Genomic DNA, 12,881 nt, shown 5'->3' with positions numbered 1-12,881 from the left:
ATTAATAATGGCATTTACCACATTCTAAACCTCCCATTTGAGCCGCAGTCAACTTATCTACACCGTATTTCTTAGAAAGCTCCTCGTGAATCTTAGTATAATATTCATTGCCTTCCATTTTTACCTCAGTTTTCCTGTGACAATCAATACACCAACCCATTGTTAAAGGAGCGAATTGTTTTTGAATCTCATATTCTTGTACTGGACCGTGACAAGTTTGACATTCAATACCAGCCACCGTTACGTGTTGCGAGTGATTAAAATAAACAAAATCCGGCAAGTTATGAATACGAACCCATTTTACAGGCTGTGTTTTACCTGTGTACGTTTGAGTTGTTTGATCCCAACCAACTGCTGTATATAATTTCTGAATTTGCTCATCATAAAACGCCTTACTGTATTCAGGAGTAGCTGTTGTTTCAGCAACTTCAGCAATATTCTTATGACAATTCATACAAACATTCAATGAAGGAATTCCAGCATTCTTACTAACTCTTGCCGAGGAGTGACAATACTTACAGTTGATCTCATTATCTCCAGCATGTATTCTATGAGAATAATGAATCGGCTGAACTGGCGCATAATCCTGGTCAACACCAATTTGCATCAGATAACCATATACAAAATACGCACTCGCCAACAACAAAAATACAGAAGTAACCAATACTAAAAACTGATTTCTAACAAACGATTTCCAAATAGGTGTTGTTGGAGTTTTTGGAGCAACTTCAATACCATTTGCTTTTGCTACTTTAGTTAACACATTATTTACAAGAAACAACATTACCACAAGAACTAACATCACCAAGGACAAAGCCCCTAAAATAATATTATTCGAAACCCCACTGCCTGCATCAGCTGTTCCTGGAACCGCCTCAGTACCTGAAGCTACTGCAGGAGCCTCCGCTTTTGGCTCTGAAGTGTAAGCAATTATATCATCAATATCAGCATCCGATAATTGAGGAAAAGCAGACATTACGGCCTTGTTATTTTCCTCATAAACTTTTACAGCTTGAGCATCTCCTGATTTGATAAGATCTGAACTATTACGAACCCACTTATGAAGCCATGAAGCATCATATTTAGCACCCACGCCTCTAAGAGCCGGTCCTGTTGCTTTCGCATCAAGTTTGTGACATGCCGCACAGTTAGCATTAAAAAGCTCTTTACCCTTAACCGGATCAGCACTTTGTGAAGTAGCTGTAGCATCCGCAGTAACATCCGCTACTGCTGGAGTAGCTTCTTGAGCAAATGAAGTAAAGGAAACAGACAGCATTAAAGCTATGCTAAGAATTAATTTCCTTGAGATCGAATTATGGTTACCCACCTTTTTCATATAGTATAATGATTATCTACTAAAAATTGGCACAGTTTTTTCTAATTATTTTTATAAAAACTGATCCTTTATTTTAAACTTGCACAAAAATACGACTTAAGAACTACTCTCAAAACCTTAAAATAGTCTTAATTTCAATTTATATCTATTCTAAATAATATTCTGAGTTTAGTATGATTTATTAAATAGTACTTTTACACAAAAACAATCACATTATGAGAATTTTAGCCTCCAAAAAAGCTTTTTTTATCACTATTGCATTTTGTATATCTTATATACATGCAATTGCACAAGACAAAAACTTAACCGTTAATCAAGACCCTAAATTTGAACAATTACTAAATGAAAAGAGAAAAACAAATATTTCTAATGCTATAAATGACCAATATAAAATTCAAATATTTAGTGGCGAAAGTGAAAAAGCAAGAAACACTCTTAATCAATTTAGACAACAATTTCGAGATATTGACGGCACCATTATTTTTTTTACTCCAAACTACAAAGTTTGGGTTGGGAATTTCAAAACACGAATTGAAGCAGAACGAAATCTAATAGAGATCAAAAAAAGCTATTCCAATGTACATTTGATAAAGCCTAACAAATAAAACAGCATCAGTAATCATGCATCTCCTATTTTAAAAAAACCACTTCAAAAGTGGTTTTTTTGTTTTTATAATTGGATTAAAAAAAACCAAAGACAATTGAAAAATAGCAAAATTATCCTCTAATAAACTTAAAAAATATTCAAATTATATAAAATCAAGCTCTCTATTATTTGAAATAAGCAAAAAACTTTAAATCAGGATGACATAAACGAATAAGCTCAGTTCAACACAAACTCCTATCCCACTCTCGATTAAATAAAAAATCGCGTTTTACTAACTGAAATAAAAAAAAGTTGTCACTTTTCCTTAACAAATAAAAATCAGTGTTAAAACAAAAAACTTTTATTCAGCCATTAAAAAAGCTTTTCAAGACTAAACCTGTCTTTGTTTAAAACAAAAAAATCCCGACTAGTCGGGATTTTAATTAAAACAATATAATTCTATTTCAATTTCTTCTTAATTGCTACCTCATGGTAAGATTCAATAACATCTCTTTCTTCAATGTCATTATATCCCTTGATCTGAATTCCACAATCATAGCCTTTAGCAACCTCTTTAACATCATCTTTGAAACGTTTCAATGCTATCAGTTCACCTGTATGCACCACCACACCATCTCTAATGATTCTCATTTTAGCGCTTCTGGAAATTTTACCGTCCATTACCATACAACCCGCAATAGAACCTACTTTAGAGATTTTGAATATCTCTCTAATCTCCGCTGTACCCAGAATTTCTTCTTTCATTTCCGGAGCTAACATCCCTTCCATGGCATCTTTCAAGTCATCAATTGCAGCATAAATAATAGAATAGTAACGGATATCAATTTCTTCTTTATCTGCTAATTGTCTTGCGTTTCCAGCAGGACGAACATTAAATCCGATGATGATTGCATCAGATGCCGAAGCCAACATTACGTCAGTTTCTGTAATTGCACCAACCCCTTTATGAATAATATTAATTTGAATTTCTTCGGTAGATAATTTAGAGAACGAATCAGACAATGCTTCAACAGAACCATCCACATCTCCCTTAAGGATAATATTTAATTCTTTAAATTGACCCAATGCTATTCTACGTCCAATTTCATCCAATGTAATGTGTCGTTGTGTACGTACAGACTGCTCACGCATCAATTGAGAACGTTTTGAAGCAATTTGTTTGGCTTCTTTTTCATCTTCAAAAATATTGAACTTATCCCCTGCAGTGGCTGCTCCATCAAGACCCAGAACAGAAACCGGAGTTGAAGGTCCCGCAACTGTAACTATATTCCCTCTTTCATCATGCATGGCTTTTATCTTACCATGATGCTTCCCTGCTAACATATAATCACCAACTCGTAACGTTCCATGCTGTACTAATATGGTAGAAACATATCCTTTTCCTTTATCAAGAAATGCCTCAACCACTGTACCTTGAGCCGCTTTATTTGGATTTGATTTTAAATCTAAAAGTTCCGCTTCTAACAATACCTTCTCTAATAATTCTTTGACACCTGTACCAACTTTTGCAGAGATATCATGAGATTGAATTTTCCCACCCCAATCTTCTACTAGTAAATTCATACCCGCTAATCTTTCTTTTACTTTTTCAGGATTGGCATTAGGCTTGTCAATTTTATTAATGGCAAATATAATAGGAACGCCTGCTGCTTGAGCATGACTGATCGCTTCTTTCGTTTGTGGCATGATGTCATCATCCGCAGCAATCACAATAATTGCAATATCCGTAACTTGAGCACCACGCGCACGCATCGCTGTAAAAGCTTCGTGACCCGGTGTATCTAAGAATGCAATTTTTTGTCCGTTATCCAAAGTTACTCCGTAGGCACCAATATGTTGTGTAATTCCTCCAGACTCCCCTGCGATTACGTTTTCTTTACGAACGTAATCCAGTAACGATGTTTTACCGTGATCTACGTGACCCATTACCGTAACAATAGGCGCTCTGAATACTAAATCTTCTTCTCTATCTGCAACAACCTGAATTGCTTCTTCAATATCTACCGTGATAAATTCAACTTCATAACCAAACTCATCCGCAACGATTGTCAATGTTTCCGCATCAAGACGCTGATTCATGGTAACCATGATTCCAAGCGACATACAAGTTCCAATAACTTTTGTAATTGGCACATCCATCATGATGGCAATTTCACCAACGGTAACAAACTCAGTAACCTTAATCGTTTTGCTTCCTTCGTCTATGGCTCTTTGCTCGTCATCTGATTTTTGACGGTGCGTATCTCTTTTATCTCTTCTATATTTAGCTGCTTTAGATTTACCTCCTTTTCCTTGAAGTTTTTCTAAAGTCTCTCTAATTTGGTTTTTTACTTCTTCTTCCGTAGGCTCTACTTTAGCAACAATAGCAGGTCTGTTTCCTCTTACGAAACCAGGTCTTGCACTTCTGTTAGCATTAAATCCGCCACCACCAACATTTGGCGTAATCTTGTTAGGATTTGGCGCTCCCGGAACTCCTGGAACTGCAGGCGGCCTAGGAACTCCTGGTTTAGGAGCAATCCTTTTACGCTTGTTTTTATTTGCATTAGCCGCAGCCGATCCTGGAGCACCCGGTTTATTAGGAGTGATTTTAGGTTCTTCTTTTTTCTTTTTTGGTTTGTTGAATTGTGACAAATCAATGATCTGCCCTGTCAAAGTAGTTCCTGATAATTTTTGATATTGCGTTGTGATGGTTTCATCAACAGGCACGTCATCAGTTTTAGCAATTTCCGTTTTCACTACCTCTTTTGGTTCAGCAGGGACTGCTTTTACAGTCTCTTTTTTTACCTCTTTAATTCCAACAACCGGTTTTATCTCTTTTTTATCTGAAACAGGTTTTTCTTCTAAAGGTTTTTCTGGCGACAGTTTTTCTGTTGAAGCTTCTTTTTGAATTGCTTTCACCTCAGCTACTTTAGCAACTGGAGTCTCCACTTTTTCAACCGCTTTCACAGGAGTGACGATGGAAGGTTTTTTAGGATTAAGATCAATCTTACCTACCTGAACAGGACCCGCTATAACTGCTCTCGCTTTTATAACTTCTTGCTGTTTCAGACGCTCTTCCTCAATCTTACGTTTGTCTTCGATTTCTTTCTCTCGTTCTAAACGCAAAGCCTCTTTTTCTTTTCTTTTTTCTTCCCCAACTTCTTTCGAAGCTTCTTTATTCCCTTTGTCACCTGCAAACTGACCGCACAAGACATTGTATACATCATCAGAAATTTTTGTGTTTGGGTTTGCTTCAATAGCTATCCCTTTATCTTTTAGATAATCCACAGCTCTTTCCAAAGAAATATTCAATTCCCTTAAAACTTTGTTTATTCTAATAATTCTCTCTTCAGACATAAAACCTTTTTATTATTACCTTTTTTGTTATTCCTCACTTTACTCCCGACTCGATACCTACCGAGCAAGAATTAATTGTAAAATGGCATGTTTATCGTTGAAGATTTAATGACTAACTATCAAATTCTTCTTTCAATATTCTCATTACATCCAGAATCGTTTCCTCTTCCAGGTCTGTTCTTCGTACTAAATCTTCTACATCTTGCTTTAAGATACTTTTTGCAGTATCCAATCCAATTTTTGCAAATTCTTCAATAACCCAGTCTTCAATTTCATCTGAAAACTCTGTTAATTCAACATCATCATCATCAGCGGTAGCACCAGCAACATCACCTTCACGAATAACGTCTAATTCATAGCCCGTTAGTAAGCCCGCTAATTTGATATTGTGTCCCCCACGACCAATTGCTTTTGAAACCTCTTCAAGCTTCAAGAAAACCTCCGCTCTTTTAGTCTCTTCATTGATCTTGATCGAAGATACTTTTGCAGGGCTTAATGCTCTTGTGATAAACAATTGAATGTTGCTTGTATAATTGATAACATCTATATTCTCATTACCTAATTCACGCACGATTCCATGAATACGAGACCCTTTCATACCTACACAAGCCCCCACAGGATCTATTCTGTCGTCATAAGAATCAACAGCTACTTTTGCTTTTTCGCCGGGTATCCTAACCACTTTCTTTACCATGATTAAACCATCAAATACTTCCGGAATTTCTTGCTCAAACAATTTTTCCAAGAACTTCTCCGAAGTTCTAGACATAATAATTTGAGGTTTATTTCCCTTCAACTCAACGCTTTCAATTATCCCTCTGACATTATCTCCCTTGCGGAAAAAATCAGAAGGTATTTGTTTTTCTTTTGGCAAAATAATTTCATTGCCTTCATCATCAACTAAAATCACAACTCTTGGACGCACATGGTGCACTTCGGCGGTGTAAATATCTCCTATTAAATCTTTAAACTGCTTGTAAAGATTGGTGTTATCGTGTTCATGAATTTTAGAAATCAAATTCTGACGCAAAGCTAAAATTGCTCTTCTTCCTAAATCAATTAATTTAACTTCTTCAGAAACCTCTTCTCCAATTTCAAAATCAGGCTCTATTTTTCTAGCTTCAGTCAATGTAATTTCAAGGTGATCAAAATCCAAGTCTTCATCCGCAACAATTACTCTTCTTTGCCAAATCTCCATATCTCCTTTATCAGGATTTATAATGATATCGAAATTATCATCTGAACCGTATTTTTTTTTCAATGCATTTCTAAATACATCTTCTAAAATTGCCATAAGCGTTACACGATCAATAAGTTTATCATCTTTAAACTCTGAGAATGAATCGATCAATGCTAAATTTTCCATGCGAATTCTTTAATTAAAATGTTACTGTAACAATTGCTTCTTTAATGTCTCCATAAGGTAGTTTAAGTTCTTTTTGAACGGTCTCCTTCCCTTTACCAATCTTTTTTGGCTCTCTTGCTTCCCATGACAAAATTACAAAATCATCATTAGCTTCCACTAATTCCGCTTCAATTATTTCTGCTCCAGTCTTCACAATCAATGTACGCCCTATATTTTTCTTGTATTGTCTGATCAATTTCAATGGAGATCCTACTCCTACCGAAGCCACTTCTAAAGAAAAATCCTGCTCCTCACGGTCCAGGTTATTGTCTAGTGAACGGCTCACATCAATACAATCCTGAAGCGCTACTCCATTATCTCCATCCAAGGTCACAATAACCTTAAAAGCATCCGTGATAATCAGGTCTATCAAAAAAATTGACGGCTTCTCTAACAGGCCTTCTGCCAATAACGTGTTTACTTTCTCTTTAAATGTCATATGCTTATAAAAAGAGGGGACATTTAGTCCCCTCATTATCTAGATTTTAATAAATAACGGTGCAAATATAGTGTTTTTTTTTATAAATTAAAATAATCGATTGCTGTAAAATAATTTCTTACCTTTATTATAGCATTAAAATAACAGTTTTCATATAATTTAATACTTTCAAATGATGAAACGCATTTTAGTACCCACTGATTTTTCCACACATGCTGAAAACGCACTTAAAGCAGCTGCCATAATTGCAAAAAAAAATAAATGCGAAATATTTCTATTGCATTTATTAGAACTTCCAAACCAGATGAACGACGCAATAGTAAATGGTAGTAGCATTCCTGAAGTGATGTTATTTATCAAAAAAGCAAATGAAACACTTCAAAAAATTAAAGAGCAACCCTATTTAAATGGAATTTCAGTAATTGCATCTGTACAATTTGAAAAAGCCTTTAACGGCATCCTCTCGTTTAATAAAAAAAATAAAATTGACTTAATCGTTATGGGATCTCACGGAACTTCTGGAATTGAAGAAATACTCATTGGCTCCAATACCGAAAAAGTAGTACGACTCTCCGATGTCCCCGTTTTAGTAATAAAACACGATGTAAAAGAATTAAAATTTAAAAACTTTGTATTCGCCTCCGATTTTTCGAAAGAAATAGAAAAACCATTTAGGAAAATGATAGAGATTGTTAAAATTTTTGACGCCGATCTTTTTTTAGTAATGATTTGCACACCCAATAGTTTTAAGACCACTCTTGCTGCCGAAAAAGTGATGGGTGCTTTTATGGCTGATTTTGACCTTCCAAATTACTCCTCACACCTCTTCAATGATGCGAACATTGAAAGTGGAATAATCAATTTTTCAAAAACAATAGATGCTGATTTAATTGGCCTTTGCACTCATGGCAGAACTGGGCTAGCACATTTCTTTAACGGAAGCATCAGTGAAGACTTAGTAAATCATACCACCAGACCTGTTGTCACTTTTAGAATTTAACTCCTTTTGGCTTTGCAATAACAACTGACCAACTTCATTCTCATATCCCGGAAACCCCAACAAACTCTACTCAGAATTTAGTATATAAAAAAACCTCTCAGAAATTGAGAGGTTTTTTGTTGGTCTACAAGGACTCGAACCTTGAACGACTGCACCAAAAACAGTTGTGTTACCATTACACCATAGACCAGCATTGCTGCTAAGCGAGTGCAAATTTAAAATAAAATTTAGTTTGCACAAATTTTTTTTGCCTTTTTATTAAAAAAAAATAACAAAAAATAAAATTAGCTGCAAAATATCTCAAAAGAGCTTTACAATCAATTGATTATTGAATTTCATTACTTTTCCAGAAAATAGTGTTAATGCTACTAGGGTTAAATAAAAAAACATTTTCTTTGTAACTTACATTTAAACTAAATTTTAGTACATGGACAAAGGAACATTCAACTTCAATAAATGGAACACAATTATTGGTTGGTTAACATTTGGAATCGCATTATTAACTTACACTTTAACTGTTGAGCCTACCATGAGTTTTTGGGATTGTGGCGAATACATTTCCACCGCAGCAAAACTTCAAGTTGGCCACCCTCCGGGAGCTCCTTTATACCAGATGATTGGCGCTTTTTTTGCCATGTTTGCATCAGATGATCAACACATTGCCTTAATGGTAAATATGATGTCTGTATTCTCGAGTGCCTTTACTATTTTATTCCTTTTTTGGTCTTCGTCTATACTTCTAAAAAAATTGATTTCCCGATTTTCAGAGACTAACAGAAACAATGAAATCGTTATACTAGGAAGTTCATTTGTTGGTGCTTTAGCCTTCACTTTTTCAGATAGCTTTTGGTACAATGCTGTCGAGGCTGAGGTTTACGCCATGGCATCCTTGTTTATTGCCCTATTGTTTTGGCTGGGTTTACGCTGGGAGCAAGACATGAATACTCCAAGAGGAAATAAGTGGTTATTGATTATTTCTCTTGTTGTAGGACTTTCCTTTGGGGTTCACTTTATGGCATTACTAACAATTCCCGCAATAGGTTTTCTTTATTTTTTTAAAAACTATAAGGTAGTAACAGTTAAAAGTTTCCTTATTGCAAATGTTGTAGTAATTGCTATTTTGTTGTTTATTTTCAAATTGCTACTTCCTATGACCATGGGATTCTTTGGTAAAACAGAAGTTTTTATGGTCAATAGTTTAGGACTGCCGTTTGACTCGGGCACTGTGTTTGTTACAATAGCTTTGATTGCTTTCTTTTACTTTGGATTGAAATACACCAAACAAAAAGGCTTTGTGTTCTACAACACCATAATTCTTTGCATCCTTTTTATTTTAATTGGTTTCTCGACATGGATGATGCTACCCATTCGAGCAAATGCAAATACTGTAATCAATGAAAACAAACCGTCTGATGCCCGCGAAGTTTTAGCCTATTACAATAGAGAACAATATGGTGTAAATGCATTGTTCTATGGTCCACAATACACAGAGAATTTTGCCGGATTAGATGCCAATAATCCTTATTTAGACAAAGCACCCAATTATGAAAGAGATTATAAAACAGGGAAATATGTTATTGTCAATAATTATAAAAATGCTTCCCAAAATTCAGATGACAATCATAAAACCATTCTCCCAAGAATGTGGAGCGATGGACATATTGAAAATTACATGAATTTTACCAATCCGCCTCAATTCAAATTAAATCCTAATTATCCTTACGAGGATGATTTAGCAAAATACGGTATTGATGCCAGTCAGCTTAGTGAAGAAGATTACAATAAAGCGATTGCACAACTCAAAAATGAAACTCAAAAAATAATTTCTGAATTCAGACAAGCCTACGCGCAAAAACAAATTGACAACGAAGGATATGTCACCTTCCTAAAAAGTTATGGCGACTATTTGATTGTTGAAAAACCAACAACTGCGGACAATCTAGGTTTTATGGTAGAGTATCAATTTGGATACATGTATTGGAGGTACTTGATGTGGAATTTTGTTGGCCGTCAAAATGATGTTCAGGGACGATACGATTATCTGGATGGCAACTGGCTCAGTGGTATAAAATTCATTGATGAATTGCATTTAGGAAGTCAGGACAACTTACCATCGGATGTATTGAACAATAAAGGTCGGAATGTATATTTCTTTTTGCCTTTTATTCTGGGCCTTATTGGACTTATGTATCATGCCAATAAGGATTTAAAAAGCTTTTATGTTTTGCTTGCCTTGTTCCTTTTTACGGGAATAGCCCTGAAAATTTATTTGAACGAAAGGCCTTTTGAACCTCGAGAAAGGGATTATGCATTGGTAGGCTCCTTTTATGTATTTGCCATCTGGATAGGCTTTGGTGTTTACGCCTTGTATGAAAGTGTCAAAAAACATCTCGCTCCAAAAATAGCTGGCCCTCTCCTTATCGCATTAAGTTTGGTAGCGGCACCAGTGCTTATGGCGTCACAAAACTGGGATGACCACGACCGTTCCGGCAAATATACCGCCTTGTCTATGGCAAAAGCGTATCTTACCTCGTGCGACCCTAATGCCATCTTATTCACCATTGGAGACAATGACACTTTCCCGCTTTGGTACGCACAGGAAATTGAAAAAATAAGAACCGATGTCAAAATTGTAAACACCAGTTTATTCATGACGGACTGGTATATCGATCAAATGAAAACCAAAACATACGAATCAGACCCAGTACCGGTTTCATTTACACACGAGGAATATGTTGGAGATAAATTAGACTATGTGGCCCATATTCCAAAAATTGAAAGTCGCTGGGATATAAAAGATTTTATCGATTTTATTAAAAATCCGAAATCAACGGTAGGAATGCAAAACGGACAAACCATCCATTTTTACCCAACCAATAAGATTCGGATTCCCGTTGACAAAAATACGATCATACAAAACAAAGTAGTATCCCCTAAATACAATGACTCTATAGTGCCTTATATTGATATAGACATCAAAGGGAGTGCGTTGTACAAAAACAGATTGATGATGCTTGACATTGTTGCTAATAACAACTGGAAAAGACCAATTTATTTTAGCGGTGGTGCTTATGATAGCGAGGACTACCTCTGGATGAAAGAATATCTTCAACTCGAAGGTATGGTGTACAAACTAGTTCCAATAAAAACTCCAATGTCCAAAGATGGAAGTCCACTTGAAATGGGACAAATAGACACTGACAGAATGTATGCAAAGGTCATGAAATGGGATTGGGGAAATAGTGATAGTCCTTCTATTTATCATGATCCAGAAACCAGAAAAAATAGCATTACCTACCGAAACAATCTGTCAAGATTGATGAATCAGTTAATCCTGGAAGGACAGAAAGAAAAAGCCAAAAAAATCATTGATTTAGCTATGGCAAAAATGCCTTTGGACAGCTTTGGCTATTATTCATTAGTAGAACCTTTTGCGGGGGGCTATTATAAAACTGGCGAAAAAATAAAAGCCGAACAATTATTGGACCGATTAGTCTTTAAGTACCAAGAAAACCTCAACTATTATGGCAATCTTAAATCTTCTGAACAAAGCAGTATTGCAATTCCAATCATAACTGATATTGAGCGCTACAGAAGCCTCTTGCAAGTCATGAAAGAAAATGGCGATCTCGCATTTTACAATAAGAACAAAATTGTCTTCAATACGTACATCAAAATGTTTGAACGTTTTGGACGCGACAAAGAGTAATATTAGAGAGCCATTAAAAAAATAGCGACATTTTTCAATGTCGCTATTTTTTTTAATTTTAAAATGAAAAAAATGAAATTGTACTGGACAAAGACCCATTCGATTATAAAAAAAATATTCTCTAATTATAGTTGGGATGTCTCCAATACAGGAAATACTGTATACCTTACCTTTGATGACGGCCCCATTCCAGAAGTTACAGAATGGGTTTTGGTGGAATTAAAAAAATACGGAATCAAAGCCACTTTTTTCTGTATTGGAAATAATATCGAAAAAAATTCTGAAATATTCAAAAAGGTGATTCGGGAAGGCCACACCATAGGAAACCACACTTTCAACCACTTAAATGGCTGGCAAACAACTACTGAGACGTACATCAAAAACACGAAACAAGCTCAAGAAGCGATTGAAAACCACACCCATCCAGACGCTAAACTTTTTCGCCCTCCGTATGGAAAAATAAAAAAATCGCAATCAAAAAAACTACAAAAACTAGGGTACAAAATAATTATGTGGGATGTCCTGAGTGCTGATTTTGATGCCACAATATCTAAAGAAAAATGCCTGAATAATGTGTTGTCAAATGTAAGACCGGGGAGTATTATTGTTTTTCACGACAGTATAAAAGCGTTCAAGAACCTACAATACGTGTTGCCAAAAACACTAGCTTATTTAAAAGAAAATAATTTTAAGTGCAACCCTTTATAAAAATATTACAATTGTTCCTGAACGAGACTAATTATCGTATTGGCGTCAAGTTCTCCGGACTGTCTCCAGATCATCTGACCTTGTTTATAGATCATCAACGTAGGCAACCCTTTGATCCGCAAAGCATCCGCTAATTCTTGATTTTTATCCACGTCAATCTTAATGACTTTCGCTTTATCGCCAAGAGCCGCCGCTACATCTCTGATCACAGGATGCATTAAAACGGAGGATTCATTCCACTCCGTATAAAAGTCAATTAATACCGGAATTTTAGTATTTATAAGTTCTCCAAATTTTGACATAAAACCAAAAATTTAATTTTTAAAATTCACTAAACAGAG

General features: G+C 35.4%; 9 protein-coding genes and 1 tRNA gene. 4 read left to right on the top strand and 6 right to left on the bottom strand.

Annotated elements, in window-relative coordinates; all coding sequences use genetic code 11:
* Nucleotide 1 precedes the first annotated feature (1 nt).
* Entirely contained in the window at nt 2-1,336 is a 1,335-nt protein-coding gene (locus EKL96_RS03865) for a c-type cytochrome (RefSeq protein ID WP_126458406.1), read from the bottom strand.
* A gap of 215 nt (nt 1,337-1,551) precedes the next feature.
* Between EKL96_RS03865 and EKL96_RS03860 the strand changes: the two genes are divergently transcribed.
* Complete coding sequence (locus EKL96_RS03860) at nt 1,552-1,941, top strand: SPOR domain-containing protein (RefSeq protein ID WP_126458404.1); 390 nt, start codon at nt 1,552-1,554, stop codon at nt 1,939-1,941.
* A 440-nt stretch (nt 1,942-2,381) separates the two neighbouring features.
* Here the strand turns inward: EKL96_RS03860 and infB are convergent, their stop codons facing one another.
* The 3 genes from infB to rimP form a co-directional block, all read right to left on the bottom strand.
* Nucleotides 2,382-5,279 carry a translation initiation factor IF-2 gene (gene infB / locus EKL96_RS03855; RefSeq protein WP_126458402.1) on the bottom strand — a complete coding sequence of 966 codons (2,898 nt, stop codon included), beginning with the start codon at nt 5,277-5,279 and terminating at the stop codon, nt 2,382-2,384.
* 112 nt (nt 5,280-5,391) lie between these two features.
* Nucleotides 5,392-6,645 (bottom strand): transcription termination factor NusA, encoded by a 1,254-nt coding sequence (gene nusA / locus EKL96_RS03850; RefSeq protein WP_126453830.1) that lies wholly within the window; start codon nt 6,643-6,645, stop codon nt 5,392-5,394.
* A gap of 13 nt (nt 6,646-6,658) precedes the next feature.
* Nucleotides 6,659-7,123 (bottom strand): ribosome assembly cofactor RimP, encoded by a 465-nt coding sequence (rimP, locus tag EKL96_RS03845; RefSeq protein ID WP_126459084.1) that lies wholly within the window; start codon nt 7,121-7,123, stop codon nt 6,659-6,661.
* Between the two features lie 175 nt (nt 7,124-7,298).
* Between rimP and EKL96_RS03840 the strand changes: the two genes are divergently transcribed.
* A complete protein-coding gene (locus tag EKL96_RS03840; RefSeq protein WP_126459081.1) occupies nt 7,299-8,123 on the top strand; it encodes a universal stress protein in 825 nt (274 codons plus the stop codon).
* Between the two features lie 119 nt (nt 8,124-8,242).
* On the opposite strand, the gene EKL96_RS03835 is transcribed toward EKL96_RS03840, so the two are convergent.
* Nucleotides 8,243-8,313 (bottom strand) — tRNA-Gln (locus tag EKL96_RS03835).
* A gap of 237 nt (nt 8,314-8,550) precedes the next feature.
* Here EKL96_RS03835 and EKL96_RS03830 point away from each other — a divergent pair.
* Nucleotides 8,551-11,832, top strand: a complete 3,282-nt coding sequence (locus EKL96_RS03830; protein ID WP_126458400.1) for a DUF2723 domain-containing protein — start codon at nt 8,551-8,553, stop codon at nt 11,830-11,832.
* Between the two features lie 72 nt (nt 11,833-11,904).
* Nucleotides 11,905-12,540 (top strand): polysaccharide deacetylase family protein, encoded by a 636-nt coding sequence (locus EKL96_RS03825; protein ID WP_126459077.1) that lies wholly within the window; start codon nt 11,905-11,907, stop codon nt 12,538-12,540.
* 5 nt (nt 12,541-12,545) lie between these two features.
* Here EKL96_RS03825 and EKL96_RS03820 read toward each other — a convergent pair whose 3' ends face one another.
* Complete coding sequence (locus EKL96_RS03820) at nt 12,546-12,842, bottom strand: thioredoxin family protein (RefSeq protein ID WP_126458398.1); 297 nt, start codon at nt 12,840-12,842, stop codon at nt 12,546-12,548.
* Between the last annotated feature and the right edge of the window lie 39 nt (nt 12,843-12,881).

It is taken from the genome of Flavobacterium sp. LS1R10, assembly GCF_003968825.1.
Taxonomy (GTDB): Bacteria; Bacteroidota; Bacteroidia; order Flavobacteriales; family Flavobacteriaceae; genus Flavobacterium.
The sequence above is the reverse complement of the archived record's forward strand: the minus strand, read 5'-3'. Positions and strand labels throughout refer to the sequence as shown.